The following is a 25661-nucleotide window of genomic DNA, read 5'->3' as shown; positions in this document are numbered from 1 at the left end:
GTCGGTGCTCACTTGGAATAACGGCGGATGGCTTGCAGCAACTCTTCCACGCCCTGGGCGCGGGCTTCATCGCTGAGGTCGGGATGGGCGACATGCTCGCGGGCGTGGGCCTCGATGAACTGCTCCATCAAACCGTTGACCGCGCCGCGAATCGCCGCCATCAGGTGCAACGTTTTGGCACAATCGGCTTCGGACTCCAGTGCTCGTTCAACCGCCTGAACCTGCCCGGCAATGCGCCGGACCCGATTGAGCAACTCGCCTTTGTGTTCGTGCGTGTGCGACATACCTATACCCCCTACCCCTATATGGCGAGCATAGTCGCTGTTCCGGTCGGAAGGAGCAAGTCCTGCTTTCGGCCGTCCGTCGCGGCTTGAGATTTTGATGTGGAAGAATGAGGCGGCGCTTCAGACAGCGCCGCCTCTAGAAGGATTTTCAGATGTAGGGCGGCTGGGAACCCTCGTCTGTCAGGCCCATTGCAGTGGCGGGGACGACGAGAAGCAGAGGTCTACGTCCAGTTGCGCTGCGGCCGACAGGTTGACCAGCGCATCCAGAGAGAACTTGTCGATTTTGCCGTTGAGTACGTCGTTGAGGCGCGGCTGGGTGATGCCAAGACGCTTGGCCGCCTCCTTCTGCGGAAGCTCCCAGGCTCGAATCGTTTCGCACAGCGTGCGCATCAGTTTGGCCCGCAGGCGCATGTTGGCCGCTTCCTGCGGCGTGTCTTCCAGTGCATCCCAGACGCTTGCGAAACGCTGGGCAGAGTTTTGATGATCCGTCATGGTTCAACCTATTTCCTGGTATCTGGCCCGTGCCAGTTCTATGTCTCGCGTCTCGGTTTTGCGCGTGGTCTTTTGCAGGGCGTGCAGCACATAAATCGCCTCAGGCCGGTTGACCACATAAAACACTCGAAACGCCCCTGAATCCTCGGTGATTCTGATTTCATTGACGCCCCGCCCGACTGTTTTCATGGGGCGCCAGTCAAAGGGTTCGTCTCCCTGTTGCAACAGATCCAGTTGGAATCCTGCAGCTCTGCGAGCATCGAGGGGAAAAGCTCTCAAATCCTTGAGCGCACTCCCGACAAACACCACGTCCTTGTGTCTTGGCATTGGCTTCTCCTGTGTTGGAAAGAAAAGCGTAATAGCCCGGACGGAATCGTGTCGCGTCGGTGTGTTGCAAGGAATGGCAGCGATCACATACCACCAGACTATATCGAAACCGATATAAATCAAGTTTGAATTGGCTTATCTGACATTTGGTATCACAAAGCAGAAATTCGCGAGTCGGCACACCTGACAAGCCGACACAGAACCCCTGTGGGAGCGAGCTTGCTCGCGATGGCGGACTGAAAAATGACGCATCATTTTGCCCCCATCCGGGAGGCTACATTGCCTTGCGCCTTTGCCTACAACTACGCCAGAATCCGCCGGCTTGTGCGGTTTGGGGTCTGCCCGTAACTTGATTCGCATCACTGAATGGTCAGTGAACGGGTTTAGTCGCTCGGTGTTCTCCAACTTCGCATGCAGTCATTAAGTCAGGTGCTTTTGTGCCTACGCTCAATGGTAGCTGTGCGCAGGGCGCCTTCGGGTGCGCCGGTAAAGCTTGGAGTCCCGGTCGACTAACCTGCGCATAGCTGCCACCCAATCGTTTAGTCGCGAAATGGGAGTCAGCATTACTGGAGACTCTGAGCAAATGATCAAGCCAACGCCTAATCCTCCGGAAACAGACGTATCGTCCGAATCCGACCCAACCTCTCCCTACTCCACAACCGACTCAAAAAAACTCCACGAAGCCGCCGAGCGCGCCCTCGACCATTACTTGAAACCCACCGCCCCGAAACAGCACTGCCCCGGCCGCATGTTCCTCATCGCCCCCCACATCGATCAACATGCCTTGCTGGCCCACGCCTGCGAATCGATGGCCTCGGCCAGCGTGATGCTCAGCGACTTCGCCGCGCTGCTGGACCCGCCCTACCGCAGCACCGTCCTGGGCATCGCCCAAGTGGTGATGTGTGGCGAACTCGCCGTGAACCGGGCGCTGGACACCCTCGATGCCACGACCTGAGGAACACACCATGGAAAGCAAATCCGATGCACACGTCGTCGCCGCCCTGATCTCCATCGGCCTCAACGAGAAAGACAGCCAATGGGCCGAGAAGGCCTGTCTGCTCCTGCTCGAAAGCGAAAGAAAATCCATCGTCACCGCCGCCCTCGACGCCCTCGCCCAACTCGCCCGCGATCACGGCAAGCTGGACCGCAACCGAGTAATGCCGGTACTTAACAGCGTAAAACGCAGATTTCCGAGCCTGACCAGCACGGTTGCCGCAACGCTGGATGAGATGGCTATAGCTGCGTAACGTCTCAGGTAAAAGGGAAAGAAAAAACCCGCTGTCTCCGTGAGGGGAGGCAGCGGGTTTTGTGTGCAAACGCGATCACCGCCGAAAGTCAGACAGAATGAAAGGCGTATTCCCCCTCAAGTAAGCCTCGACCTCTTCCAGCGAAAGCAACCCGTCACGGGACAAAACGGTGGCTTCTTTGTCATCGTCGCGGGTCACTGTCACGGTGTAAGCGCCCTCCTTCTCCAGCAAAACGCCGGTGAACCTGACCTTCTGCCCATCTTCCTCGGCGAAGGAAATTGCGGACAGTGGCTTTGACACCAGGGTCTGAGCCTTGCTGGCCAGAAAGGCTTTTCGCCGTGCGAGGACATCCTTTCCGACGAACCACAAAAAAATCATCATGGCCGCGAAGAATACCAACTGGATGTTGTAAATCGGACTCCGTCGTCCCGGGTGTTCGATAGTCAACCACGCAACGGTTTCGTAAATGATCTGTTCAACATCCATCGACCTGATCCTTGAGCAGTTCGAACGAGATGACATCCGGTCATCAATCCTCCCGCGTCAAAACCTCCAGCAACTCAATCTCGAACACCAGATTCGAATTCGGCGGAATCTTGCCCATCGTCCGCTCGCCATACCCCAGATGCGCCGACAACAGCATATTGTCAAGTTAGGCCGTAGCCAACATTTAACTCTTTGCCGAAAACGCCTTTTTTTGTAACAACCGCTTGAACCTCAGAAGCGTCCTACATCTTTCAAACTCTCATTCAGATAGCGTCCTTCACGCTTTGAAAAGATGAAACAAGGACGCTCATGCCTCGAAAAACACTCCTCCCCCGGATTCAAAATCCGCCGTCAGGTGACGGGCACCACATCACTACCCGCTTCATGACTGCTACCAAACTTGCAGAACAGGATGCCAGACAAAAGAAATACGACGATATGCTGGCCAGACAACAAGCCTATGAAGATCGTTTTGTTCGGCAGACGCCACGACAGAGTCAACTCAGCGCCGTAGGTTGTGTACTCGCCAAAAGCTGCAACCTCCCCGATGGCGTCATCAACCATGAAAGCCCGGCAGGGTTTATTCCTGTCGAAAGGCTTGCCGACTTTGGAGCGTTCTCACTGCTTGGGGGGCGCGAAAGAGATGCGTCGGGAAACATTCCCCTCAAAAAAATCAGCGGTGCCAATTTGCCGTCCGCACTGGGCACGCTTGCGTTGGGCAGTCCTGCTTTTACTGGCGCCGGCGCAAGCGCCACTTCCAGTGTTGGCGCAGTCACGGGCGGCGTTGCAGGAGGTACATTGGCGGGAATGGTTGCACTTCTGTGGCCATCGAATCTGGGGGACAGTTCGCTCTATACCGAAGAACAGCTCAGATCACTGAAGGAGGGCCGAACACGTATCCGGCTGCATGTAGAGCAACAGGCCGATGGCAGTCTCAAAGGGTACGGGTACAACACTCAGAAGCGCCCTGACTGGGAAATGATTCCGGTCGTGCAATTCGTTGCTCAAGGCTCTCGACAGGTGGCTGACTTTGGCAATGGCGTCACGTTGACCTGGACGCCAGCCGTCGACCCATCCAGCACTTCGGGTATCCCACCGCTGGAAGGTGCCCCGCAAACACCGACTATCTGGATTTATCCGCCGACTGAGCAAGCAGACAAAATCATCGTCAACCCGATCTATCCGCCAGAGTACGAGGATTTCATCCTTGTGTTTCCGGCCGACTCCGGTAACAAGCCTCTCTATATTGTCTTGGCGTTGGAGTTTGATGCTGCCAGTTATCATGGAAAGGCAGACACTCCTGTAAAGAGCAAAGGCCCTGCCAATGGTCAGGAAGCTTTGGAGAATTCAATTCAGGTAAAACCTACATCACCTCGCAGAATTGGTGTCGATCCAGAGACCAGCGAATTTGTCGTCTTTGATCGCACAGGAGGCGATGTTTACCATGGACATGTCAGACCTTGGGACAAACTCCATCAGGATATGAAAAACGCGCTAATCAAAGCCAAGAAAACGGATAACAAAGGCAACATTCTGGGAGCCAAGAAGTGAGCTTGACCTATAAAGACCCGTCTATTAGCCATGATGAAGCAGTGAGACTTCTTCAAAGCCGCACAGACACAGACGTTATCCAGGCTCTGATTTCTATTGGCCTCAATGAAGAAGACAGGATTTGGGCCCAACAGACTTGCTTGAAGTATTTCGCCAACAGTAATGAAGCCGTAGTCTCCTCCGCCATTACCGCTCTCGGCCACATCGCTCGCAGGTACGGCGAGCTGGACAAAGATGCCGTTCTCTCAGCGCTGGAAGATGTAAAGAAAAGCTTCCCCTCGCTGGAAGGCGTGATCGAAGACACGCTTGACGATATTGAGACATTTACCTGACTCACCAAGCGTCGCATCCCGGACGTTGTGATCAGGGACTTCCCTCATCACAACGCCCTCGTCCCGCAAACTTCAATCCTCCCGCGTCAAAACCTCCAGCAACTCAATCTCGAACACCAGATTCGAATTCGGCGGAATCTTGCCCATCGTCCGCTCGCCATACCCCAGATGCGCCGGCACCAGCAGTTTGCGCTTGCCGCCGACCTGCATGCCCATGATCCCTTGATCCCAGCCCTTGATCACCCGGCCCGTACCGATCACGCATTGAAACGGTTTGCCCCGGCTCCAGGACGAATCGAACTCGGTGCCGTCTTCCAGCCAACCGGTGTATTGGGTGGTGATCAATGCGCCTTTGACGGCGGCTTTTCCGTCGCCGGGCTGAAGATCGATTATCTGCAGTTCATCATTCATAACATTCACTCTATTGTTCCGCTGGCCGCCGTTTTCCCAGAAATGCCGGACATTGGCAACCGTTTGACCCAGCGTTGGCCGTGATGAATGATAGCCACCCGCCACCAACCCCGAATCGATACGCCATGTCAGCGATGCTTGAATGACTCAACTCTGGATCGGCTTTGCCCTTGTCGTTGTGCTGATGGTCGTGATCGCCGTGTTGATTCGTCGCGAGCGTGCCCTGCGCCGGCAACTTGCCGAATACCGTGAATTGCTCACTCGCGCGGCCGAAGGTCAGAACATCCACCAGGATGGCGATGCCGAGCGCTTCAAGCGCAGCCAGTATTTTGCGCGGATCGGCACCTGGGACTGGGAAGTCGACACGGATCGACTGTATTGGTCCGACGCGATCTTCGGCATGTTCGGGTTCAAGATCGGCGAAGTGACGCCCTCCTACGCCTTGTTCTGCTCCTGCGTCCACCCGGACGACCGGGCCAAGGTGCGCGCCGGGGAATTGCGTTGCCTGGAAACCGGTGAAAACCACGACGAGGAATACCGCGTGGTCTGGCCCGACGGCACGATTCGCTGGCTGCGAGAAACCGGCAACGTGGTGAAGAACGATCATGACGCGATGATCAAGATGATGGGCGTGGTGCGCGATATCACCGAAGAAAAGGCCTCGGCCAGTTACCTTCAGCACCTGGCCCACTTCGATCCGCTAACCGGTTTACCCAATCGACTGGTGCTGGAAGAACGCCTGTCGGAAGCGCTGGAGCATGCCCGTGCTACCGAGACCCGGGTGGCGCTGGTGTTTATCGATCTCAACGGTTTCAAAAGCATCAACGACCGCTACGGCCATGCCGCCGGCGACCGCGTCCTGATCACCACCGCCACCCGGCTGAAACGCATCCTGCGAGTCAGCGATACCGTCGCCCGCATCGGTGGCGATGAATTCGTGGTCATCCTGCAAGGCCTCGCCCCCGGCCTGAACCTGCAGGACGAAGCCCGCAGCATTTGTCAGAAAATCTTCATCGAACTGTCCCCGCCCATCACCATCGGCAACGAACAACGCCACATCGGCACCAGCCTCGGCGTGGCGGTATTCCCCGACCATGCGCCGACCATGGACCGGTTGCTGCACATTGCGGATCTGGCGATGTATGAGGCCAAGCGCAGCGGGAATAATCAGTATCGGCTGGGTGGCGGACAGGCGTTGAGCCATAGCCGGGCTGACTGAATCTCAGCGTTCAGGTGTACCGAATACAACACCGTTGAAGGTATGAGTGCAGCACTGGCAGTTGGGCGTCATATCCTCTGCCTTGAGGTTGGGATTGACGATTTGCAGGCGCTTCTGTTCATCGACATACAGACCATTGAAGAAACTCGACTCACCGAGTCTCACTATTTCTTCCCGGTCACTTTCAAGCTCAGCGACCATCCAGAACACCGGCTCCTGCCGATCCAGCCGCGACACAGCCTCACTGAAAATCTCGTCCCAATCACCACCGACACGCGAAAGCAGAAAGCGAAACAACGGCGTGTAGTCGTAGCCATGGTGCTTGATGCCATGCATCGAGCCGCGTGTAGCCTCGCTGTGAATTTCAGCCTTGGTGTTTCGCTGATGCCGATAATGCCCGCCCGGGTTGTTGCGCCAGACGTTATGGGCCGTGGTGTTTTCTTTGCGGTAAAGGGGTTTCTTTTCCAACGAATTGCTCCTGACATCCAGTCACTCGAAACGCCCCTCGCGTTTTACCCGAACGGCGCTCGAATGCAATCAACCGTCCATGGCCAATTGTTGCTAGCGGCCTAACGCTCCACCGGCTTGATATCCACAATCGTCCCGTTGGTGATCATCACCATCACGTACTTGTCATTCATCTGCACCCACTGCGCCTGCGGATCAGGTTGCTTGAGGCCTTTCTGTTTCCAGTTCTTTATGGCTTTTTCGCTGCGCTGATAAATGTCCGGGGCGCGGTCGTTGACCTTCAGTTCGCGGCCGTCGGTGGGCGAGCGTTCGACGGTGTCGGTCGAGGGTTGCGCCGCTTGAACGAGCGGGCTGATCCCGGCGATGCTGGCGACGAGGGCCAGGCTGGCGATCAGGGTCTTGTTGTTCATCGGTGAACCTCCTTCAAATGTGTGATACCTGAACTCCGACTGCGGGGTTCTGGAATCATTCCTTGTTTTGTGATGATGCCGGATTCGAAAGTGTAGTCGTCCCTCCAGATGCATTGATCCGGTATGCGCATCAATCCATGCCAACTATGCAATTAACAGATCGATCCCCCTGCGCCACTATCCGCCCCAATAAGAACCGTGCGCCGCCTCCCCGTCGCGCACGTCATAAAAGCGGTGGAGTACTTTTCTATGACAGCCTCAATCCCACACGGCGGCTCGCGAGCCGGCGCCATTTTCCGGGTGACCTCGGGTAACTTCCTCGAACAGTTCGACTTCTTTCTGTTCGGCTTCTACGCCACGCAGATTGCGGCGGTGTTCTTTCCGGCGAGCAGCGAGTTCGCTTCCCTGATGATGACCTTTGCGGTGTTCGGCGCAGGCTTTTTGATGCGTCCGCTGGGGGCTATCGTGCTCGGCGCTTACATCGATGACGTCGGTCGGCGCAAAGGTTTGATCGTCACCCTGTCGATCATGGCCAGCGGCACGATCTTGATTGTGCTGGTGCCCGGATACGAAACCATTGGCCTGTTCGCCCCGGCGTTGGTGTTGATCGGGCGGCTGCTGCAAGGGTTCTCTGCCGGTGCGGAACTGGGTGGGGTTTCGGTGTATCTCTCGGAGATCGCCACGCCCGGCCGCAAAGGCTTTTTCACCGCCTGGCAGTCGGCCAGCCAGCAGGTGGCCATCGTCGTCGCCGCTGCGCTGGGTTATGGCTTGAACCAGTGGATGGCGCCGCAAGCCGTCGCCGATTGGGGCTGGCGGATTCCGTTTTTCGTGGGCTGCATGATCGTGCCGTTCATCTTCGTTCTGCGGCGCAATCTGGCGGAAACCGAAGAGTTCGCCGCCCGCAAACATCGCCCGAGCATGAAGGAAGTGTTCCGCACCCTCGGCCAGAACTGGGGCGTGGTGCTGGGCGGGATGCTGATGGTTGCCCTGACCACCACCGCGTTTTACTTGATCACCGTGTACGCACCGACCTTCGGCAAAACAGTACTGCACCTGAGCACATCGGATGCGTTGCTGGTGACCTTGCTGGTGGGCGTTTCCAACTTCTTCTGGCTGCCGATTGGCGGCGCGTTGTCCGATCGCGTCGGCCGCCGTCCGGTGCTGATCGCCATGGCGTTGCTGGCCCTGGCCACTACTTATCCGGCGCTGTCGTATCTGGTCCAGGCGCCAAGCTTCAGCCACATGCTGCTGTCGCTGTTGTGGCTGTCGTTCATCTACGGCCTGTACAACGGCGCGATGATTCCAGCGCTGACCGAGATCATGCCGGTGGAAGTGCGGGTGGCCGGTTTCTCCCTGGCTTATAGCCTCGCCACTGCCGTATTCGGTGGATTCACTCCAGCCATGTCGACCTTCCTGATCCAGTACACCGGCGATAAAGCCGCACCGGGTTACTGGATGAGCATCGGCGCACTGTGTGCATTGTGCGCGACGCTGTATCTGTATCGCCGCGCCGGCGGTCGTCTGCAACCTGCTACTGCCTGAGAACATCACCATGAAAAAACTGTTTACCGTTACAGCCCTGCTCGCCGGTCTTGCGTTCAACGTTGCGGCCCAGGCCGAAGAGCTGCGGGTCATGACCTCCGGCGGTTTCACCGCTGCCTACAAGATCCTCGGGCCGAAATTCGCCGCCGCCACCGGCAACACCCTGGACACCCAACTCGGCCCGTCGATGGGCAAGGCACCGGAGGCAATCCCCAATCGCCTTGCCCGTGGCGAAAAGGCCGACGTGGTGATCATGGTCGGCTACGCCCTCGATGATCTGATCAAACAAGGCAAGGTCGACCCCGCGTCGCGGGTGGAACTGGCGGATTCGCGAATCGGCCTGGTAGTACGTGAAGGTGCGCCAAAACCGGACATCAGCAATGTCGATGCCCTGAAGAAAACCCTGCTTGATGCAAAATCGGTGGCCTACTCCGACAGCGCCAGCGGCGTGTACATCGAGCAGCAACTGTTCAAGAAACTCGGTATCGAAGATCAGCTGAAACCGAAGGCCAAGATGATCCCGAAAATCCCGGTGGGTTCGGTGGTCGCGACCGGCGACTATCAACTGGGCTTCCAGCAGGTCAGCGAGTTGCTCCCGGTACCGGGGGTGAGTTTTGTGGCGAAGATCCCGGAGTCGGTGCAGTCGGTAACACGGTTTGCAGCAGGGATTCCGGTGGGTGCGCAGCATCCGAAGGAAGCCAAGGCGTTGCTCGCTTATCTGGCCGCGCCGGCCGCCCAGCCTGACGTGCAGGCCACCGGTCTGGATTCGGTCAAGCGCTGACCGTCGGCGGCTGGACCTTCGTTTCCACCCCCAGCCGCTCCAGCTCCAGTGCCGCCGGGGTCAGCGTACGACCCCGGCGTTTGATGATGCCGACGCTGCGCATCACTTGCGGATCGGTCAGCGGCACCCGCGTCAGGATCGGATGATCCGCCGCCGGCATCGCCATCAACGGCACCGCCGCCACACCCAACCCCGCCTCCACCAGACCGATCATGGTCGTCACATGCCGCGTCTCGCAGATACTCGGACGCTGCGGCACCACTTTGGCCAGCGCCTGATCGAGCAGAAACCGGTTGCCCGAAGTCTTGTCGAGCGAGATGTAATCCTGCCGGTAGAACTCGTCCCAGGTCACGCTGCTGCGCCCGGCCAGCGGATGATCGCGGCGACAGGCAACCACGTAGCTCTCCTGCACCAGCGGCTCGAAATCCACGCCCGCCTCCTGGGTGCCCATGAAACTCAGACCGAAATCCGCCTCGCCGTTGACCACTGCGCTCAGCACGTCGTGGGCGCTGGAGTCGAGGACTTTGACTTTGATTCGCGGGAACTGCTGGTGATATCGAGCGACCACCCGTGGCATGAAGTAATACGCGGCCGACGGCACACAAGCGACGGTGACGTGGCCCTGTCGGCTTGAAGCGACCTCGCTGATGCCCAGCAACGCCACGTCCAGATCATCCAGCAAACGTTCGACGCTGGGCATGAAACCGCGTCCGGCCTGGGTCAGGCTGACTTTGCGCGTGGTGCGTTCGAACAGCTTCACGCCGAGGGCGTCTTCGAGCTTTTCGATGCGCCGGCTCAGGGCCGGTTGCGACAGGCGCACGGTGTCGGCGGCCTTGCGGAAACTGCCCTGCTCGACCACGGCACGAAAGGCTTGCAGGTCGTTGAGGTCGAAGTTGATGGCCATGGAGGACTCGGGAGGAATTGATTCGCTGAGGCTATAAATGTAACCAATTGATGCAAATTATTACAGAAGCACATCTGCTCAAGCAGGCTCTGCGCTGGATCTGCAATCATTTCAGCCTTTATCCTTGTCGCCCCCCGCCGTACCGCGTTACTGGAGTTCCGCTCATGCCCCATGAAGGCAATCTGTTGCAAGCCGCTGTCGTCTTTCTTCTGGCCGCCGTGCTCACCGTTCCCCTGGCCAAGCGCCTGCAACTGGGCGCGGTGCTCGGTTATCTGTTTGCCGGGGTGATCATCGGCCCGTCGGTGCTGGGCCTGATCGGCAATCCGCAAAGTGTCAGCCATATCTCGGAACTGGGCGTGGTGCTGCTGTTGTTCATCATCGGTCTTGAGCTGTCGCCGCGACGTTTGTGGGTGATGCGCAAATCGGTGTTCGGCGTGGGTCTGGCGCAGGTGCTGCTGACCGGTTCGGTGATTGGTGTGCTGGCGTTGTCGGTGTTCGGCCAGCCGCTGAACAGCGCGATTGTTCTGGGTCTGGGCCTGGCGCTGTCGTCCACCGCGTTCGGCTTGCAGAGCCTGGCGGAACGCAAGGAACTGACCAGCCCCCACGGGCGGCTGGCGTTTGCAATTCTGCTGTTCCAGGACATTGCCGCAATCCCGCTGATCGCGCTGGTGCCGATGCTCGCGGGGGTCGATCACCACACCAGCACCGCCGACGATGTGCGCCACAGCTTGCAGGTGCTGGGCAGCATTGCCGTGGTGGTTATCGGTGGACGTTATCTGTTGCGTCCGGTGTTCCGTGTAGTGGCGAAAACCGGTCTGCCGGAAGTGTCTACTGCCACCGCGTTGCTAGTGGTGATCGGCACCGCGTGGCTGATGGACATGGCTGGTGTGTCGATGGCGCTGGGCGCCTTCCTTGCCGGGCTGCTGCTGGCGGACTCGGAATATCGCCATGAGCTGGAAGCGCAGATCGAGCCGTTCAAGGGCCTGCTGCTGGGGCTGTTTTTCATCAGCGTCGGCATGGGCGCCAACCTCAGTCTGCTGCTCAGCGCGCCGATCACGGTGCTGGGGCTGACGCTGTTGCTGATCGCCCTGAAGTTGCCGTTGTTGTTTGTAGTCGGGCGTCTGGCCGGTGGATTGAACAAGGTCAGCGCGATTCGCCTCGGCATCGTGCTGGCAGCGGGCGGTGAGTTTGCTTTCGTAGTGTTCAAGATTGGCCGCGATCAAGGCCTGTTTGAACCACGTCTGTACGACTTGCTGGTGCTGACCATCACCCTGTCGATGGCCGTCACGCCGTTGCTGCTGTTGATCTGCGCACGGCTGGTCAGCCCGAAGGTGCAGCCGGTGGAAGTGCCGGAGAAATTCCGCCAGATCGACACCGAAACCCCACGGGTGGTGATTGCCGGCATGGGCCGGATGGGCCAGATCGTGGCGCGGATCCTGCGGGCGCAGAACATCAAGTTCGTGGCGCTGGATACTTCGGTGGAAACCATCGAACTGTCGCGCAGTTTCGGCGGCGTGCCAGTGTTCTACGGTGACCCGATGCGCCCGGAAATCCTCAGCGCGGCCAAGGTCGGCGAAGCGGAATACTTCGTGATTGCCACGGACGATCCGGAGACCAACATCAAGACCGCCGAGATCGTGCGCAAGCTCTACCCGCACATGAAGATCATCGCCCGGGCGCGTAACCGCCAGCATGTGCATCGGTTGGTGGATGTGGGGGCCGATCCGATCCGGGAGACCTATTACTCCAGTCTGGAAATGAGCCGTCGCACGCTGGTTGGCCTCGGTTTGACCCAGGCCCAGGCCGATGCGCGGATCAAGCGTTTCAAGCACCACGACGAACAGGTGCTCGAGGCTCAACACGCGGTGTACGACGACGCGGCCAAAGTCCTGCAGACCGCCCAGGAAGCGCGGGCGGAACTGGCCAGATTATTCGAGTCGGATCAACTGGAAGAACAATCCGTCAAGCCCTGAAGCTTGCAGAGATGCAAATGTGGGAGCCAGCCTGCTGGCGATTGCGACAGCTCGGCCACCATCAAGGGTGACTGAACCGGCCTCATCGCCAGCAGGCTGGCTCCCACAGGTTCAGGCTATCTCCAGCGCCCTCTCTTCTTTGGCCGGCGCCACTGCAAACCGGTCCGCCAGAAACGGCGTGATGTCCAGCGGCAGCGGTTCATCGTTGACCAGTTTGTCCAGCAACACCCCGGTGATCGCCGACGTCAGCACGCCGGTGCGGAAATGCCCGCAGGCATTGAGATACCCCTCCACCCCGGCCATCGGCCCGAGAATCGGCAACTCATCCGGCGAGCCCGGACGCAACCCGGCCCAGGTGCGCTTGAGGTTGATGTCCGCCAGTTCCGGCAGGCATCGCACCGCGCCCTGCACCAGCCCGGCGATTTCCGGCCAGGTGGTGGTGACGTCGAAGCCCTTGTCCTCGGTGGTGCTGCCGATCAGGATTTCGCCGTTGTCCTTCTGCGCCATGTAGCAATCGCTGGTGGTCAGGCAACCGTTGAGGATTTTCGGCAGGCGTTCGGTCAGCAGGATCTGGCCTTTCACCGGTTTTACCGGAATGCGAATGCCCGTAGCCCACTCGCTCAAATCCGCCGCCCACGCGCCAGCGGCGTTGATCAGGGTCTTGCAGTGGAACACCCCGGCTTCGGCCGTTTGTACGCCGGTCACCCGCGAGCCGTGATGCAGAACGCCGGTGATGTTGGTGTTGACGTACATGTCCACGCCATTCTGCCGGGCGCCTTCGGCGTAGGCGTCGGCGAGGCGGAACGGGCTGACCTGATGGTCGCAGAGAAACTCCAGCGCGCCCCGCGCTTCATGGCTGACGCTCGGTTCGGACTCGCGCAATGCAGCCTGATCCAGCCAGCGCACCTGATCGGCCAGATGCGGAATGCAGCCGACAATGTGCTCGGCGTACAACCGGTCCTCGTCGTCATAAATGACGAATTTGAGCCCGGTCTTCTCGAACTTGAAATCCATCCCGTGGTTGTCTTTCAGCTCACGGTGCAGCGCCGGGTACAGCGCGTTGGACTGCAAGGCGAAGTCGAAGAATGACGGCGGCAGGATGTGCGGCGTGCTGGAGTCCACTGCCACCGCTGCGCCCTGGGTTTCGCGCTTGCGATTGGCCGACATCATGCGGAAGAAAATCACCCCGCAACCCAGCCCCACGGACTCACCGATGGCCCACAAGCCACCGGCCGAGGCGCGGGTCGCATTGCCCGGTCGCTTGGCGTCGATCATCGCGACCTTGAGGTTTTTGCGCTTGGACAACTGATAGGCGATGGACGCGCCAATCACGCCGCCGCCGGCGATGACCACGTCATAGAACTTACTCATGGGAAACGGCCTCCGTGCCGAGGGACTGGAACGCGGAAAAAGGAATCGGATCGACTGGGAAACGCGGCCGCAGCCAACCGACATCCTTGCGCCCGGTGGCCTGACGCAAGCGGTCGCTGCAATAGCCGACGCACATCCGCCCCTGACAGTCGCCCATGCTTACGCGGGTGCGCATTTTCAGGCTGGCGATGTCTTGCACGCCCTGCTCCAGCGCCCGGTCGATGTCGGCGCGGGTCGCGTGTTCGCAGCGGCAGATCACCGTGTCGGCGGCCGGCAATGCGATCTGCCCGACACCGCGCTCGGTGTAGCGATCCACCGCCGCGCGGAAACGCACGATGGCTTTGAGTTTGCCCAGGTAACGGTCGCGACGGACCCGCGCCAGTTCTTCTTCCAGCACACCGCGTTGCAGCAAGATCGAGGTGGCGGCGATCTTGCCGGCCAGCATCGCCGCTTCACCGCCGCGAATCCCGCCCATGTCGCCGGCCAGGTGCACGTGAGGTTCGCTGCTTTGCTGCCAGATATTGGCATTGGCACGCAGGTAGCCGTCGTCGCTGAAGCCGTGATCCAGGCCCATTTGCTGACTCAACTGAGTACGCGGAATGAAGCCGTAGCCGACGGCGAGCGTCTTCGCTTCGAAGCGCTCGACGCGGCTCATGTCCGGCTCCCACGTCGCCGAGTACGGCGCCACGCTGACGCTTTTCAGTTCGCCGTCGCCGTGCGCCTCGACCACGCCCCAGCCGTAGTTCATCGGGATGCCGTGCAGTTTCAGGTAGGCGAGCATGCTCAAGCCGTCGAGGAACAGTTGCGGCTTGTTCAGCAGCGCCAGGCTTTCCTTGGCAATCTTGCCGAACGCGCAGGCCTCGTAGACACCGACCACGCTCACGCCGGACGCGTGCAGCTGGGTCGCCACCAGCGGCAACAGCGGCCCGGTGCCGGCGATGACCACCGGCCCCTGCGGCTTGACCACGCCACTTTTGATCTGCAATTGCAGGCCGCCGAGCATGATGACGCCGGGCAGCGTCCAGCCGGGAAACGGCACGCTGCGCTCGTGACAACCGGCGGCCATCACCAGTTGCGGATAGCTGATTTCGTGCAGGCGCTCATCGCCATCGAGCACCACCAGCGAGCGGGTGCCTTCGGCGCCGACCACCCGATGATGCAGACGCACATCGATTAGCCCGGCCTGCTCCTGAAAGTCGCCGTGCAGTTTGCTCAGCGCTTCGGAGTAACGCGGCCCCAGATAATCCAGCTGCACGCCGTCACGCAGCGGCCCGCGATAGACCACGCCGCCAAGGCGCGACGCCTCTTCCAGCAAGGTGCTGCGCACACCATGGCGCGCCAGTTCGATGGCCGCCGCCATGCCCGCCGGCCCACCGCCGACAATGACCGGATGCTGACTCATGGCGCCTCCTGCCCGTGAATGCGGTTGACCTGGGTTTCGACCTGCATGCCGTCGCGCACCACGGTCTGGCAGGCGCGGCGTTTGTGCCGGCCGTTGATTTTCACCAGACAGCACTGGCACACGCCCATGCCGCAATAGGCACCGCTGACCTGGTTGTGATCGTTGCGTGCGACCTGGCGCACGCCGAGGGACTGAATGACGCTGAGCACGGTTTCGCCGATGGCGGCGGTGACCGGCTGGCCGTTGATGTGGACAGTCATATCCGCCTGCGTCAAAGGCTGGATATCGAAGGTTCTTTCTAGGCAGTGCATTGCGATGATCATCCGTGAAAAGGTTCAGGTGAGGTTGAAACAGCTCCTTGCTGCACTACACCTCGCCGGCGCGTGGAAGTTATCTCTCTATCGGGCCGGCAGGTCTGCTCTGATCGCGCAGCAAAGTGCGCGCAAGCAATGTAGTCGATCCAGCGGCAAGGGCCGGGATATTTCACGGTAGGGGATATTGCGCCGACGAATATTGATCCAGGCCATGGAAATGACTGTACGGTTCTGTGCCATCCCATCGGCCGGACAGCAAAAAGCCGCTTTCACCCGAGGGTGAAAGCGGCCGAGGCATAAGCCCCAGAGGGTTCAGTGCACGAACAGGGCGATCAGGATGATGATCGGGATTGGCACGCCGAGGAAAAACAGCAGTAATGAGCGCATGGTGATGCTCCTTGATTAACGGACTGGGGGCACAGTGGTCGTGGTGTAGGTGTCGACTTCAACGTACTCGACGGCATCCCGGCGGCGACCGCCGAAGGTGGCCGACAGGCTGGCGAAGAACGCACCGGCCAGCAGCGCGATGAACATCCACAGCGAGGTCCAGGCAGCGACTTTGGCGGCGGTGTCAGCGGCTTGCTGTGCCTTGACCTTGGCGTCGGCTATGGCTTTTTGCGTACGAGCGTAGATTTCGTCTACGCGACGTTCGGCATCGGCCTGGCTCAGGTTGGTGCGTTGCGCCACAAGTTGCGCGAGGTAAGTACGATCCTCAGGGCTGAGCTGACCGTTGGCCAGGCTCTGGGCGAAGATCCGGGTCACGGTGCCGCGAGCGGCGTCATCGCTGACGGCGGCAGGACGGTCATCGCGGAACAGGCTGTCGACGAAGTAGCCGTACTGATCGCTGCTGGTGTTGGCCGCAGCCGTGCCGGCGGCCTGAGTCATGGCACTGGCGGCGCCACCGGCAACACTCGCACCGGCCTGCACGCCACCGCTGACGATGCTGCTGACCGAACCGACCACCAGCGTCGCGGTCACCAGCGTGGCCACGCACCAGGCGAGGAAGCCGTGGGCGGTGTCGCGGAAATACACCTCGTCACCGTGCATGTTTGCCCACTTCACCCGAAGGCGACCGGCGATGTAGCCACCCAGGCCGGAAGCGATGATTTGCGTCGCCGCCAGCCACACGATTGTCGAAATGCCCAGGCCCTTGGCGCTGACACCCTCCCCGGCCCACGGTGAAACAGCAGAGAAGCCCAGACCGAAACCGAGCAGCACCAGAATCATCGACAGCGCCGCAGCGGCTGCGGCCCCGGCGAAGATCGCGCCCCAGGAGACTCCCGAGACGTTGCTCGACTCGCCATCAAAGGCAGGATAAAACCCATCAGAGGATCTATTCATTGTTGTTCTGCTCCCGGCATGAAAAATGGTGTTACAACTCGTCAGCAGATGAATTGCAGTGACCGTGCCAGTCGCCAAAATTAAATAAACCGTTGAGATTCAATGAGTTAAAAATAATGAACTTCCCGGGACCATGCAATTTGCAACAACAGTGCGATCGCAGCGGGTTTTATGCATTGGCACAAAAAACCGTCCCGGGCGGTTTGTATCAACTACAACATGAAAGTTAATTTAAAGCGTTATTGCAAAATCTTGGCAAAATGCTGCCATTCCGTTTGAACCGATCAGCAGGCCCACCATGACTCGCATCCTGACCATCGAAGACGACGCCGTGACCGCCCGGGAAATCGTCGCCGAACTGAGCAGCCACGGCCTCGACGTGGATTGGGTCGACAACGGCCGCGAAGGCCTCGACCGCGCCGTCAGCGGCAATTACGACCTGATTACCCTCGACCGCATGCTGCCCGAACTCGACGGCCTGGCCATCGTCACCACCCTGCGCACCATGGGCGTGTCCACGCCGATCCTGATGATCAGCGCCCTGTCCGATGTCGACGAACGTGTACGCGGCCTGCGCGCCGGCGGTGACGATTACCTGACCAAACCCTTCGCCACCGACGAAATGGCGGCCCGGGTCGAAGTGTTGCTGCGCCGCCAGAACAACGGCGGCACCCAGCCCACCACCCTGCGTGTGGCGGACCTGGAACTGGACCTGATCAGTCACGAAGCCAGCCGCGCCGAGCAGGTGCTGACACTGCTGCCGACCGAATACAAACTGCTGGAATTCCTGATGCGCAACAGCGGCCAGATCCTGTCGCGGATGATGATTTTCGAGGAAGTCTGGGGTTATCACTTCGACCCGGGCACCAACCTGATCGACGTGCACATCGGTCGCCTGCGCAAGAAGATCGACCCGCCGGGCAATGTCCCGCTGATCCGCACGGTGCGAGGCTCGGGTTATGTCATTGCCGAACCCGTCTGACGGTTGGCGTTCCTCCAGCAGCCGGCTGCTGGCGCTTTACAGTTCGTTGTTCGTGGCCTGGAGCGGGATCCTCATGGGGGTCATGTATTTCGAGGTGTCCGGCTACCTCGACAACCTGGCCAAGCATTCGCTGATGCAGCGTCAGCATCTGTTCTCGCATTTTCGCGGTGAGCAACTGGAGGACGCACTCGCCGCCAGCATGACCTTCGACATTCGCGGCATCGACGCCTACGGCCTGTTCGCCGCCGACCACACCTACCTCGGTGGTGCCTTGCAGCAGATGCCCGCCGGCCTGCCGCTGGACGGCAAGATCCACGAACTGCGCGACTGCTCCGAATCCGACGACCCGACCCTGCCCGCCGACAGCTGCGATGCCGTCGCCACGCCGACCCGCGACGGTCGCTGGCTGGTGCTGGTGCGCGACAACGGTTCGCTGTTCGCCGTGACCCGGATCATTCTGCGCGCCCTGCTCTGGGGCGTTTCGCTGACGATCGTGCCGGGGGTCATCGGCTGGCATTTGCTGCGGCGTCGGCCGTTGCGGCGGATCCGCGCGATTCAGGCCAGTGCCCAGTCAATCGTTGCCGGTGACCTGACTCACCGTTTGCCCGTGTCCAATCGCCGCGACGAACTGGACATGCTTGCCGCCATCGTCAACGCCATGCTCGATCGTATCGAGCGCCTGATGAACGAAGTCAAAGGCGTGTGCGACAACATCGCCCACGACCTGCGCACCCCGCTGACCCGCCTGCGGGCGCAGTTGTATCGCATGCAGCAGCAGGCCGGCGAAGGCTCGCCGGAAGCAGCGCAGCTGGATCTGGTGCTGGCCGAGGCGGATACGCTGATGGCGCGTTTTCGCGGTCTGCTGAGGATTTCCGAACTGGAGGATCGCCAGCGCCGTTCCGGCTTCGTGGAGCTCGATCCCGTGCGGTTGCTGCAGGAACTGCACGAGTTCTACCTGCCGCTGGCCGAAGAGGACGAACTGCGTTTCGAGCTGAACATGCCGGAAACCCTGCCGATGCTCAATGGTGACCGGGCGCTGTTGTTCGAGGCGCTGGCCAACCTGCTGAGCAACTCGATCAAGTTCACTCCGCCGGGCGGCACGGTGATTTTGCGTGGAGTGAATGATGCGGGGCATACGCGGATCGAAGTGCACGATTCCGGCCCCGGCATTCCCGAGTCGGAACGGGAAGCGGTGTTCCAGCGTTTCTATCGTGCCGAGGGTGGGCAACCGCAAAGCGGTTTCGGGCTGGGGCTTTCGATCGTCGCAGCGATTGTCAGCCTGCACGGGTTCAGTCTTGAAGTGGGTCGCAGCGATCTGGGCGGGGCGAAACTGGTGCTCGATTGCAGGCAGAGTCTGATTTCACAGTCCTGAACCTCATATGCTCCCCGTGTGGGAGCCAGCCTGCTGGCGATAACGGTGTGTCAGTCAATCAATAGTTGAATGATGGACCGCTATCGCTAGCAGGCTAGCACCCACAGGGGGGCTTGCAGAGACTCAGGCCGGGTAATTGGCCCGCAGCGCCTCCAGTCCACCCTGATAGATGCCGCTGAACAGCGCCACCACTTCCTCATCGCTCACACCCTTGGCCGTGAAGCGCCCTGACCACGTCACCTTCGCGCCCTGACCCTGGGCTTCGACGCGAATCGTCGCCAGATAGTCGGTGGCCGGAAACGGTGCCTGCAGGATCGAGTAGCTGTAGGTCTTGCCGGCGTTATCGAAGCTTTCCAGACGCTCGACCACCACCCCGCCGTCAGCGGTTTGCAGGCTGCGCACACGCCCGCCTTCACTCAGTTCACTCTTGGGAATGAACGGCAGCCAGTCCGGCAGCGTGTTGAAGCCGCCGATCAATTGCCAGACCTGATCGGCCGAAGCCGGGATGTCGATGGATACCGATGTTGTTGCCATAAATAAATGTCTCTCTCAAAAATTCAGATTGCCAGGCTGTCGACCACGCCGCCGTCGACGCGCAATGCGGCGCCGGTGGTGGCAGAAGACAGCGGGGAAGCGATGTAGGTGACCAGGTGCGCGACCTCTTCGACATCGGCCACGCGCTGGATGATCGAGCTCGGACGTGCCCGGCGCACAAACGCGTCGGCTTCGTCCCGCAGGCTGCGACCGGATTCGGCGGCGGCATCCTTGAGCATCTCTTCGACGCCGTCGGTGAAGGTCGGCCCCGGCAGGATCGCATTGACCGTGACACCAGTGCCCGCCAGCCGTTTGGCCAGGCCATGGGACACCGCGAGGTTGGCGCTTTTGGTCACGCCGTAGTTGATCATGTCGGCCGGAGTCGCCACGCCGGATTCCGAAGACAGGAAAATCACCCGGCCCCAGCCCTGCTCGACCATGGCCGGCACGTAATGCCGCGACAGGCGCACGCCGGAAATCACGTTGATTTCATAGAAGCGCGTCCACTCATCATCGGGCGCATCGAAGAAATCCACGGCGTTATAGATCCCGAGGTTGTTCACCAGGATGTCGGCTTTCGGTTCGGCGGCGAACAGTTTCTGCGCGCCTTCGGCCGTGCCCAGATCCGCCGTCAGACCGCGCAGTTTCGCGCCCGGCACTTTGTCCCGGATGCTCGCCAGTGCCTGTTCGACCTTGGCCGAGTCGCGACCGATCACCACCACCGTGGCGCCCGCCTCGGCCAGTGACTGGCTGATGCCCAAACCGATACCCGCCGTGCTGCCGCTGACAATCGCCAGTTTCCCGCTCAGATCGATCTTCATGCTTTCACCTCATCGATAGGTAATGGTGCACGTTCGGACACCAGTTTCGCTTCACGCATGGCCTGCCAGAAGCCGGCAGGAATCACCGCCGACAGCGCCGCCACGTCTTCGGCGATGCGCCCCGGTTTGCTCGCGCCGGGAATCACTGCCGCCACTGCCGGATTGGCCAGGGAGAATTGCAGCGCCGCTGCTTTTACATCCACACCATGGGTCGCCGCGATACGTTTGATCTGCTCGACCTTGGCAACGATCTCAGGGCTGGCCTTCTGGTATTCAAAGTGCGCGCCACCAGCCAGAATCCCCGAGCTATAAGGGCCGCCGACAACGATTTCAACGTTCTGCGCCCGCGCCGAATCCATCAGGCGCTGCAGGGCCCGTTCGTGGTCGAGAAGAGTGTAGCGGCCGGCCAGCAGAAAGCCGTCGGGCTGCGCCTCGGCCAGATCAAGGGTCAATTCGCAGGGTTCGACCTTGTTCACGCCCAGCCCCCAGCCCTTGATCACGCCTTCTTCACGCAGACGGGTGAGGACTTTGAAGGCGCCGGTGCGGGCCTGGTTGAAATACTCCAGCCATTGGTCGCCGTAGAAATCCTGAGCGATGTCGTGGACCCAGACGATGTCGAGGCGATCGGTTTTCAGGCGTTCGAGGCTGTCTTCAATCGAACGCAAGGTGGCGTCGGCGCTGTAGTCGTTGACGATCTTGTTCGGGCGGCCGTGTTCGAACACCCCGCTCTTCTCACCCAGATCCCGGGCGGCGGCGTCTTCGACTTCATCGAGAATGACCCGGCCGACCTTGGTGCTGAGCACATAGTCGTCGCGCTTGTAGCGGGACAGTGCTTCGCCGAGGCGGATTTCCGACAGGCCCGAGCCGTAGAACGGCGCGGTGTCGAAGTAACGCACGCCGGCATCCCACGCCGCATGCACGGTGGCCTGGGCTTCTTCTTCAGGAATGGCGCGGAACATGTTGCCCAGTGGCGCGGTGCCGAAGCCCAGTTGGCCGGGCAGTTTGTCTTTCAAACTCATGGGGATTTCCTCGTAGTGTCTGGGTCGTGGTTGACCGTTGAGCAGATCCTAGATTGCGACATTCAGACCGTCCAAGACATAATGCGCAGAACTTGAGTCCCTAAAGGTCTGACATGATCGATTTCCGCCAATTGCGCTACTTCGTGGTCGTCGCCGAAGAAGAGCACGTCGGCCGCGCCGCCGAGCGCCTGCATATTTCCCAGTCGCCCCTGAGCCGGCAGATCGCCCAGCTCGAAGAGCGCCTGGGCCTGACCCTGTTCGAACGCAGCCAGCAACGCATCCGCCTGACCCGCGACGGCCAGACGTTCCTCGCCGAAACCCGAGCCCTGCTGACCCACGCCAATCGACTCGAATCCCTCGGCAAGCGCCTGGGCCGTGGCGAAGAAGGTGGTTTGTGCATCGGCTATATCGAGAACGCCATGCACGCGGGCGTCCTGCCCAACGCCTTGCGCGTGCTGCGGGTGGATCGGCCGAACGTGCATGTTGCGCTGTACAACCTCAACTCCACCGAACAGCTTGAAGGCCTGCGTCAGCGCAGCCTCGACATTGCGCTGGTCAGTGAACCGCCGACGGCGGACGATCCGGATCTGCTGGGTTTTCAGGTACTGGACGACCCGATGCTGCTGGCACTGCCGGAACAGCATCCGCTGGCGGCAAAGGCTTCGCTGACCCCGGAGGATCTGGCCACTCAGGAATGGATCGGCGTTCAACCGCGCCAGGATGCGTGCGACGACTTCCTTAGCGCCTGCCTGCGCGCAGGTTTCACCCCGGATGTACGGATGCAGGCGACCGAGCCGTTTACCGCGCTGGGGCTGGTCGCCTCGGGGCTGGGGATTGCGATGATCCAGAAAGGCCTGAGCCACAACGCCCCGCCGGGTGTGGTGTTGCGGGAGGTGCCGTGGCTGGCGTTTACCACGCCGTTGTGGGCGGCCTGGCACCGGATCAATTTGCGGCCGTTGGTGGAGACCTTCAGGACGATGCTGACGGGGCCGGATACTCCGGGCGCCTGATTGAGGGCGCGGTTCAGCCCACCATCCGCGCCCACCCCGCCACCAACTGTGCACTGATACTCACCCCGCCACACACCACAATCACGACATCCCGAGCCCCCGCCAGCGCCGGATGATCAAGATAAGACACCGCCAGCGACACCCCGCACGCCGGCTCCACCAGTTGCCGCAAATCACTGGCGTAACGCACCACGCCCATGATCGCGTCGTCATCGGACAGCACCAGGCATTCGTGATCGAACTCGCCGATGTGCTGCACCGGCCACTTCGCCACCTGCGCAGCGCCCAGGGAGGTGGCGACGGTGTCGATCTTGCTCAGGCGCACCGGATGGCCGGCCTCGACGGCGGCGGCAAACGAGGCGGCGCCCCGGGTTTCGCAGGCGATGATCCGGCAGTCGCGGCGGTCGTGGCGCAGCAGTCCGGTGAGGATTCCTGCCAGCAATCCCCCGCCGCCGACCGAGGTAACCACGGTGTCGACCTGCGGGCAGTCTTCGAGGATTTCGTCGATCATGGTGCTGTGCCCCTGCCACAACACCGGGTGGTCGAAGGCCGGGACGTACTCGGTGTCTGCCGCGCTGGCCAGCTCCCGCGCTCGCTGGTTGGCTTCGTCCCAGACCTTGCCATGGACAATGACTTCGGCGCCGGTGCGGCGAATCCGCGCGCGAGTCGCTTCGGGGGTGGTGTGCGGCACCACGATGCAGGCTTGCAGACCCAGGCTGGCCGCCGCCACCGCTGTAGCCAGGCCTGCATTGCCGCCGGACGGGCAGACGACTTTGCGCTTGCCCTGCGCCGCCGCCTGACTGCACAACAAGCCCATGCCCCGCAGCTTGAAGGAGCCGCTGGGTTGCAGGTTTTCCAGTTTCAACCAGATACGCCGGGAGCTGGTCGACAGGGTCGGATGGAGGATCAACGGCGTGCGGATGTGCAGCATGGCGGGCTCCTGTTGAGGCCACGTCCGGGCGACCGCTGCGTCGGAGCGTGGACGGATGAAAGCGAAACGTCCCTGTCTGAAGCTTAGTCCACCCTGTTCCCTGAACGGTAAACGCCGGGGATCGTGCCGGGATCTACACTGAACGGAACAGCCGTGAGGTGCCTATGAAAATGTCAGCGCAAATGACCGTCGTCGCGGTGCTCGCCACCCTCGCCTATCTGGGTCTGGCGATGTGGGGCATCGGTGGTGTGGCGATATTCTTTTCCCACGGCGCCTTGGTGGTCGTGGCCCTGGCGACGCTGGTGATGGTGGTGGTGTCGTTGTTCAGCGAAGTGAACCTCAGCTCCGGCGAGCGCGAGGACCGGGCCAATCGCTGGGTGCTTCCGGCGTTCGGCGTGATCGGACTGGTCAGTGGTTTTCTGCCGGCCTGGTGCGACCGTATCGGTTTCTGGACCGTGGGCGGCGAAGGCACCCGTTGGCTGGGGGCGTTGCTGTTCATTGTCGGTGGGGCGTTGCGGCTGTGGCCGGTGTTCGTGCTCGGGCACCGGTTCAGCGGACTGGTGGCGATTCAGCCGGGGCACCGTCTGGTCACCGACGGCATCTACACACGCCTGCGCAATCCCAGCTATCTGGGGTTGGTCGTCAACGCACTGGGCTGGGCCCTGGCATTTCGTTCGGTGGTCGGAATCCTGCTGGCGGCGCTGACGCTGATCCCGCTGATTGCCCGAATCCATTCCGAGGAAGCCTTGCTACGCACCCAGTTCGGCGCCGAATACGACGCCTATTGCGCGCGCAGCTGGCGATTGTTGCCGGGCGTTTACTGAGGTTGCAGACGCAACTGGTCGTCGCTGTCGATACTCAGCGCAACCTCGCGGTAGCTGGCGATGGTCGCGTGTACAGTCTCGATCGGATGCTGGTGGGTCGCGGTGATGATCATCAACGGCGCACCAGCCGCCTCAGCAGCCTGGATGCCGACCGTCGCATCTTCGAAAATCAGGCAATCGGCCGGTTCCAGACCCAGACGCCTGGCAGCCAGTAGGTAGCCGGCCGGGTCAGGTTTACCGGCGCTCACATCTTCAGCAGTGATCATCACCGCAGGCTCCGGAATTCCCGCCGCTGCCATCCGCCGCAATGCCAGATCCCGTGGCGCCGAGGTCACCATGGCCCACTGATTTGCCGGCAACGACTTGAGAAACGCCGCCGCACCCGGAATCTCGACAATGCCTTCAACGTCTTCGATTTCCGCTTCGGTGATGAACGCCGCTTGCGCCTCGGCGTCCACGCCCGGCAGGTTCAGACGCGTGATGGTGTCGATGGCGCGCACGCCGTGGATGGTCGGCAGGAACGACTCGACATCCACGCCATGACGCTCGGCCCAGGCCGCCCAGATCCGCTCGGCGGCGGCGATGGAGTTGAGGACGGTGCCGTCCATGTCGAACAGGAACGCGCCGAACGCGCGATTGAAAACAGCATCTTGAGCAGACAAGGGATCGCATCCTTAGGCAGAGCCGGGCAAATGTGCCCGGCAATGTAGCATCTGCCGCAGGCTTCAGTGCAGACGCGGCGCCTTGGATTTGAACGCGCCGTCCACGCAATCGAGCAACTGGCCGATGGCCCAGGGCTTCTTGATGAACGCCACCGGATGGCGCACGCCGGAGGTTTCCGGCGTTTCATAGCCGGACATGACCATCACCGGTTTTTCCGGCCAGCGCTCGCCGACCAGATTAGCCAGGTCCGCGCCATTGAGGGTGCCGGGCATGGTGATGTCAGTGAGCAGCAACGCGACTTCCGGCGCGTGCTCTTCCAGGTATTGCGACGCCGCATCGGCACTGGTCTGCGGCTCGACCTTGAAACCTTCCTCCTGAAGAATTTCGCACAAAAACTCCAGAATCAACGGATCGTCTTCCACTACCAGAATCAACCCGTCAGGAAGGTGCGCGCTCGAAGACGGAACTGGACACATGAACTGGCACTCCCTGAACAACATGAACGTTTTCAGCGGAATCAATCCGCTGCTTATCTGGTATGAGCGACACCTTGTACAGAAATTCATTTTTGATACAGGTCTTTTCGATAACGTCGCTCGGCGGGCCATCGCCACGGCGCTTTTGTGGTTAAAATGCCCGCCCTTTTGCTG

At 60.8% G+C, this 25661-nt stretch carries 30 protein-coding genes and 1 pseudogene; 12 read left to right on the top strand and 19 right to left on the bottom strand.

Features of this window, described 5'->3' with window-relative positions:
• Positions 1–8: 8 nt before the first annotated feature.
• The 3 genes from DXT77_RS06825 to DXT77_RS06815 all read right to left on the bottom strand — a co-directional run bounded on the left by DXT77_RS06825 (position 9) and on the right by DXT77_RS06815 (position 1103).
• On the bottom strand, positions 9–284 hold the full coding sequence (locus DXT77_RS06825) for a metal/formaldehyde-sensitive transcriptional repressor (RefSeq protein ID WP_065258432.1): 276 nt from the start codon (positions 282–284) through the stop codon (positions 9–11).
• A 180-nt stretch (positions 285–464) separates the two neighbouring features.
• Positions 465–776, bottom strand: a complete 312-nt coding sequence (locus tag DXT77_RS06820; protein WP_085711537.1) for a helix-turn-helix domain-containing protein — start codon at positions 774–776, stop codon at positions 465–467.
• Positions 777–779: 3 nt separating this feature from the next.
• Positions 780–1103, bottom strand: coding sequence for a type II toxin-antitoxin system RelE/ParE family toxin (locus DXT77_RS06815; protein ID WP_119427104.1), 324 nt, complete (start codon positions 1101–1103; stop codon positions 780–782).
• 583 nt (positions 1104–1686) lie between these two features.
• Here DXT77_RS06815 and DXT77_RS06810 point away from each other — a divergent pair.
• Both DXT77_RS06810 and DXT77_RS06805 read left to right on the top strand, forming a co-directional pair.
• On the top strand, positions 1687–2058 hold the full coding sequence (locus DXT77_RS06810) for a DUF6124 family protein (protein ID WP_085711539.1): 372 nt from the start codon (positions 1687–1689) through the stop codon (positions 2056–2058).
• A gap of 10 nt (positions 2059–2068) precedes the next feature.
• Positions 2069–2350 (top strand): hypothetical protein, encoded by a 282-nt coding sequence (locus tag DXT77_RS06805; protein ID WP_119427103.1) that lies wholly within the window; start codon positions 2069–2071, stop codon positions 2348–2350.
• Between the two features lie 75 nt (positions 2351–2425).
• Here DXT77_RS06805 and DXT77_RS06800 read toward each other — a convergent pair whose 3' ends face one another.
• Together DXT77_RS06800 and DXT77_RS06795 are read right to left on the bottom strand one after the other, a co-directional pair.
• The gene (locus DXT77_RS06800; protein WP_119427102.1) at positions 2426–2836 is read right to left on the bottom strand and encodes a hypothetical protein; all 411 of its coding nucleotides are present in this window, start codon (positions 2834–2836) and stop codon (positions 2426–2428) included.
• A 43-nt stretch (positions 2837–2879) separates the two neighbouring features.
• Positions 2880–2993 (bottom strand): annotated as a pseudogene (locus DXT77_RS06795) (FKBP-type peptidyl-prolyl cis-trans isomerase); the annotation flags it as partial.
• Between the two features lie 152 nt (positions 2994–3145).
• Here DXT77_RS06795 and DXT77_RS06790 point away from each other — a divergent pair.
• On the top strand, positions 3146–4387 hold the full coding sequence (locus DXT77_RS06790) for an S-type pyocin domain-containing protein (protein WP_119427101.1): 1242 nt from the start codon (positions 3146–3148) through the stop codon (positions 4385–4387).
• Positions 4384–4719: a hypothetical protein gene (locus tag DXT77_RS06785; RefSeq protein WP_119427100.1), complete on the top strand. Its 336-nt coding sequence runs from the start codon at positions 4384–4386 to the stop codon at positions 4717–4719. The genes DXT77_RS06790 and DXT77_RS06785 overlap by 4 nt, the downstream gene beginning before the upstream one ends.
• Positions 4720–4791: 72 nt before the next feature.
• Here the strand turns inward: DXT77_RS06785 and DXT77_RS06780 are convergent, their stop codons facing one another.
• Positions 4792–5130, bottom strand: coding sequence for an FKBP-type peptidyl-prolyl cis-trans isomerase (locus tag DXT77_RS06780; protein ID WP_007952931.1), 339 nt, complete (start codon positions 5128–5130; stop codon positions 4792–4794).
• A gap of 142 nt (positions 5131–5272) precedes the next feature.
• Between DXT77_RS06780 and DXT77_RS06775 the strand changes: the two genes are divergently transcribed.
• Positions 5273–6349: a sensor domain-containing diguanylate cyclase gene (locus DXT77_RS06775; protein WP_119427099.1), complete on the top strand. Its 1077-nt coding sequence runs from the start codon at positions 5273–5275 to the stop codon at positions 6347–6349.
• A gap of 3 nt (positions 6350–6352) precedes the next feature.
• Here the strand turns inward: DXT77_RS06775 and DXT77_RS06770 are convergent, their stop codons facing one another.
• Both DXT77_RS06770 and DXT77_RS06765 read right to left on the bottom strand, forming a co-directional pair.
• A complete protein-coding gene (locus DXT77_RS06770) occupies positions 6353–6817 on the bottom strand; it encodes a hypothetical protein (RefSeq protein WP_119427098.1) in 465 nt (154 codons plus the stop codon).
• A gap of 101 nt (positions 6818–6918) precedes the next feature.
• Positions 6919–7227, bottom strand: a complete 309-nt coding sequence (locus DXT77_RS06765) for an RcnB family protein (protein ID WP_119427097.1) — start codon at positions 7225–7227, stop codon at positions 6919–6921.
• 249 nt (positions 7228–7476) lie between these two features.
• Here DXT77_RS06765 and DXT77_RS06760 point away from each other — a divergent pair, with 249 nt between their 5' ends.
• Together DXT77_RS06760 and DXT77_RS06755 are read left to right on the top strand one after the other, a co-directional pair.
• The gene (locus tag DXT77_RS06760; RefSeq protein WP_119427096.1) at positions 7477–8769 is read left to right on the top strand and encodes an MFS transporter; all 1293 of its coding nucleotides are present in this window, start codon (positions 7477–7479) and stop codon (positions 8767–8769) included.
• A gap of 10 nt (positions 8770–8779) precedes the next feature.
• Positions 8780–9550, top strand: a complete 771-nt coding sequence (locus DXT77_RS06755) for a substrate-binding domain-containing protein (protein ID WP_119427095.1) — start codon at positions 8780–8782, stop codon at positions 9548–9550.
• Here DXT77_RS06755 and DXT77_RS06750 read toward each other — a convergent pair.
• A complete protein-coding gene (locus DXT77_RS06750; RefSeq protein WP_119427094.1) occupies positions 9540–10454 on the bottom strand; it encodes a LysR family transcriptional regulator in 915 nt (304 codons plus the stop codon). The genes DXT77_RS06755 and DXT77_RS06750 overlap by 11 nt on opposite strands.
• A 164-nt stretch (positions 10455–10618) precedes the next feature.
• Here DXT77_RS06750 and DXT77_RS06745 point away from each other — a divergent pair, with 164 nt between their 5' ends.
• Positions 10619–12427, top strand: coding sequence for a monovalent cation:proton antiporter-2 (CPA2) family protein (locus DXT77_RS06745; protein WP_119427093.1), 1809 nt, complete (start codon positions 10619–10621; stop codon positions 12425–12427).
• Between the two features lie 111 nt (positions 12428–12538).
• Here DXT77_RS06745 and hcnC read toward each other — a convergent pair whose 3' ends face one another.
• From hcnC to DXT77_RS06725, 4 genes are all read right to left on the bottom strand, one after another.
• The gene (gene hcnC, locus DXT77_RS06740) at positions 12539–13798 is read right to left on the bottom strand and encodes a cyanide-forming glycine dehydrogenase subunit HcnC (RefSeq protein WP_119427092.1); all 1260 of its coding nucleotides are present in this window, start codon (positions 13796–13798) and stop codon (positions 12539–12541) included.
• Positions 13791–15200, bottom strand: coding sequence for a cyanide-forming glycine dehydrogenase subunit HcnB (hcnB, locus tag DXT77_RS06735; protein WP_119427091.1), 1410 nt, complete (start codon positions 15198–15200; stop codon positions 13791–13793). Before hcnB ends, hcnC begins: the two co-directional genes overlap by 8 nt.
• Entirely contained in the window at positions 15197–15511 is a 315-nt protein-coding gene (hcnA, locus tag DXT77_RS06730) for a cyanide-forming glycine dehydrogenase subunit HcnA (protein ID WP_114886732.1), read from the bottom strand. Before hcnA ends, hcnB begins: the two co-directional genes overlap by 4 nt.
• A 405-nt stretch (positions 15512–15916) precedes the next feature.
• The gene (locus DXT77_RS06725; RefSeq protein ID WP_085711555.1) at positions 15917–16855 is read right to left on the bottom strand and encodes a hypothetical protein; all 939 of its coding nucleotides are present in this window, start codon (positions 16853–16855) and stop codon (positions 15917–15919) included.
• Between the two features lie 298 nt (positions 16856–17153).
• Here DXT77_RS06725 and DXT77_RS06720 point away from each other — a divergent pair, with 298 nt between their 5' ends.
• The gene (locus tag DXT77_RS06720; RefSeq protein ID WP_085711556.1) at positions 17154–17837 is read left to right on the top strand and encodes a response regulator transcription factor; all 684 of its coding nucleotides are present in this window, start codon (positions 17154–17156) and stop codon (positions 17835–17837) included.
• The gene (locus tag DXT77_RS06715; protein ID WP_085711557.1) at positions 17815–19209 is read left to right on the top strand and encodes a HAMP domain-containing sensor histidine kinase; all 1395 of its coding nucleotides are present in this window, start codon (positions 17815–17817) and stop codon (positions 19207–19209) included. The genes DXT77_RS06720 and DXT77_RS06715 overlap by 23 nt, the downstream gene beginning before the upstream one ends.
• A gap of 123 nt (positions 19210–19332) precedes the next feature.
• On the opposite strand, the gene DXT77_RS06710 is transcribed toward DXT77_RS06715, so the two are convergent.
• Genes DXT77_RS06710 through DXT77_RS06700 form a run of 3 tightly spaced genes read right to left on the bottom strand, consistent with a single transcriptional unit; the run spans position 19333 to position 21583 of the window.
• The gene (locus tag DXT77_RS06710; protein ID WP_119427090.1) at positions 19333–19743 is read right to left on the bottom strand and encodes an SRPBCC family protein; all 411 of its coding nucleotides are present in this window, start codon (positions 19741–19743) and stop codon (positions 19333–19335) included.
• A gap of 23 nt (positions 19744–19766) precedes the next feature.
• Positions 19767–20564, bottom strand: a complete 798-nt coding sequence (locus tag DXT77_RS06705; RefSeq protein ID WP_119427089.1) for an SDR family NAD(P)-dependent oxidoreductase — start codon at positions 20562–20564, stop codon at positions 19767–19769.
• The gene (locus DXT77_RS06700; RefSeq protein WP_119427088.1) at positions 20561–21583 is read right to left on the bottom strand and encodes an aldo/keto reductase; all 1023 of its coding nucleotides are present in this window, start codon (positions 21581–21583) and stop codon (positions 20561–20563) included. Before DXT77_RS06700 ends, DXT77_RS06705 begins: the two co-directional genes overlap by 4 nt.
• A 113-nt stretch (positions 21584–21696) precedes the next feature.
• On the opposite strand from DXT77_RS06700, the gene DXT77_RS06695 reads away from it, so the two are divergent.
• Positions 21697–22593: a LysR substrate-binding domain-containing protein gene (locus tag DXT77_RS06695; protein WP_119427087.1), complete on the top strand. Its 897-nt coding sequence runs from the start codon at positions 21697–21699 to the stop codon at positions 22591–22593.
• Positions 22594–22606: 13 nt separating this feature from the next.
• Here DXT77_RS06695 and DXT77_RS06690 read toward each other — a convergent pair whose 3' ends face one another.
• Positions 22607–23524 (bottom strand): pyridoxal-phosphate dependent enzyme, encoded by a 918-nt coding sequence (locus DXT77_RS06690; RefSeq protein WP_119427086.1) that lies wholly within the window; start codon positions 23522–23524, stop codon positions 22607–22609.
• A 164-nt stretch (positions 23525–23688) separates the two neighbouring features.
• Here DXT77_RS06690 and DXT77_RS06685 point away from each other — a divergent pair, with 164 nt between their 5' ends.
• Positions 23689–24348 carry an isoprenylcysteine carboxylmethyltransferase family protein gene (locus DXT77_RS06685; protein WP_119427085.1) on the top strand — a complete coding sequence of 220 codons (660 nt, stop codon included), beginning with the start codon at positions 23689–23691 and terminating at the stop codon, positions 24346–24348.
• Here DXT77_RS06685 and DXT77_RS06680 read toward each other — a convergent pair.
• Together DXT77_RS06680 and DXT77_RS06675 are read right to left on the bottom strand one after the other, a co-directional pair.
• Entirely contained in the window at positions 24342–25010 is a 669-nt protein-coding gene (locus tag DXT77_RS06680) for an HAD-IA family hydrolase (protein ID WP_119427084.1), read from the bottom strand. The genes DXT77_RS06685 and DXT77_RS06680 overlap by 7 nt on opposite strands.
• A gap of 63 nt (positions 25011–25073) precedes the next feature.
• Positions 25074–25487 (bottom strand): response regulator, encoded by a 414-nt coding sequence (locus DXT77_RS06675; RefSeq protein ID WP_119427083.1) that lies wholly within the window; start codon positions 25485–25487, stop codon positions 25074–25076.
• Between the last annotated feature and the right edge of the window lie 174 nt (positions 25488–25661).

This window comes from Pseudomonas sp. 91RF, from assembly GCF_003576265.1.
Lineage (GTDB): Bacteria > Pseudomonadota > Gammaproteobacteria > Pseudomonadales > Pseudomonadaceae > Aquipseudomonas > Aquipseudomonas kribbensis.
The sequence above is the reverse complement of the archived record's forward strand: the minus strand, read 5'-3'. Positions and strand labels throughout refer to the sequence as shown.

Bases quoted from the DNA above. Each gene is read 5' to 3' on its own strand.
- DXT77_RS06825 (WP_065258432.1), bottom strand. From the start codon at position 284: ATGTCGCACACGCACGAACACAAAGGCGAGTTGCTCAATCGGGTCCGG.
- DXT77_RS06820 (WP_085711537.1), bottom strand. From the start codon at position 776: ATGACGGATCATCAAAACTCTGCCCAGCGTTTCGCAAGCGTCTGGGAT.
- DXT77_RS06815 (WP_119427104.1), bottom strand. From the start codon at position 1,103: ATGCCAAGACACAAGGACGTGGTGTTTGTCGGGAGTGCGCTCAAGGAT.
- DXT77_RS06810 (WP_085711539.1), top strand. From the start codon at position 1,687: ATGATCAAGCCAACGCCTAATCCTCCGGAAACAGACGTATCGTCCGAA.
- DXT77_RS06805 (WP_119427103.1), top strand. From the start codon at position 2,069: ATGGAAAGCAAATCCGATGCACACGTCGTCGCCGCCCTGATCTCCATC.
- DXT77_RS06800 (WP_119427102.1), bottom strand. From the start codon at position 2,836: ATGGATGTTGAACAGATCATTTACGAAACCGTTGCGTGGTTGACTATC.
- DXT77_RS06790 (WP_119427101.1), top strand. From the start codon at position 3,146: ATGCCTCGAAAAACACTCCTCCCCCGGATTCAAAATCCGCCGTCAGGT.
- DXT77_RS06780 (WP_007952931.1), bottom strand. From the start codon at position 5,130: ATGAATGATGAACTGCAGATAATCGATCTTCAGCCCGGCGACGGAAAA.
- DXT77_RS06775 (WP_119427099.1), top strand. From the start codon at position 5,273: ATGACTCAACTCTGGATCGGCTTTGCCCTTGTCGTTGTGCTGATGGTC.
- DXT77_RS06765 (WP_119427097.1), bottom strand. From the start codon at position 7,227: ATGAACAACAAGACCCTGATCGCCAGCCTGGCCCTCGTCGCCAGCATC.
- DXT77_RS06760 (WP_119427096.1), top strand. From the start codon at position 7,477: ATGACAGCCTCAATCCCACACGGCGGCTCGCGAGCCGGCGCCATTTTC.
- DXT77_RS06755 (WP_119427095.1), top strand. From the start codon at position 8,780: ATGAAAAAACTGTTTACCGTTACAGCCCTGCTCGCCGGTCTTGCGTTC.
- DXT77_RS06750 (WP_119427094.1), bottom strand. From the start codon at position 10,454: ATGGCCATCAACTTCGACCTCAACGACCTGCAAGCCTTTCGTGCCGTG.
- DXT77_RS06745 (WP_119427093.1), top strand. From the start codon at position 10,619: ATGCCCCATGAAGGCAATCTGTTGCAAGCCGCTGTCGTCTTTCTTCTG.
- hcnC (WP_119427092.1), bottom strand. From the start codon at position 13,798: ATGAGTAAGTTCTATGACGTGGTCATCGCCGGCGGCGGCGTGATTGGC.
- hcnB (WP_119427091.1), bottom strand. From the start codon at position 15,200: ATGAGTCAGCATCCGGTCATTGTCGGCGGTGGGCCGGCGGGCATGGCG.
- hcnA (WP_114886732.1), bottom strand. From the start codon at position 15,511: ATGCACTGCCTAGAAAGAACCTTCGATATCCAGCCTTTGACGCAGGCG.
- DXT77_RS06725 (WP_085711555.1), bottom strand. From the start codon at position 16,855: ATGAATAGATCCTCTGATGGGTTTTATCCTGCCTTTGATGGCGAGTCG.
- DXT77_RS06720 (WP_085711556.1), top strand. From the start codon at position 17,154: ATGACTCGCATCCTGACCATCGAAGACGACGCCGTGACCGCCCGGGAA.
- DXT77_RS06715 (WP_085711557.1), top strand. From the start codon at position 17,815: ATGTCATTGCCGAACCCGTCTGACGGTTGGCGTTCCTCCAGCAGCCGG.
- DXT77_RS06710 (WP_119427090.1), bottom strand. From the start codon at position 19,743: ATGGCAACAACATCGGTATCCATCGACATCCCGGCTTCGGCCGATCAG.
- DXT77_RS06705 (WP_119427089.1), bottom strand. From the start codon at position 20,564: ATGAAGATCGATCTGAGCGGGAAACTGGCGATTGTCAGCGGCAGCACG.
- DXT77_RS06700 (WP_119427088.1), bottom strand. From the start codon at position 21,583: ATGAGTTTGAAAGACAAACTGCCCGGCCAACTGGGCTTCGGCACCGCG.
- DXT77_RS06695 (WP_119427087.1), top strand. From the start codon at position 21,697: ATGATCGATTTCCGCCAATTGCGCTACTTCGTGGTCGTCGCCGAAGAA.
- DXT77_RS06690 (WP_119427086.1), bottom strand. From the start codon at position 23,524: ATGCTGCACATCCGCACGCCGTTGATCCTCCATCCGACCCTGTCGACC.
- DXT77_RS06685 (WP_119427085.1), top strand. From the start codon at position 23,689: ATGAAAATGTCAGCGCAAATGACCGTCGTCGCGGTGCTCGCCACCCTC.
- DXT77_RS06675 (WP_119427083.1), bottom strand. From the start codon at position 25,487: ATGTGTCCAGTTCCGTCTTCGAGCGCGCACCTTCCTGACGGGTTGATT.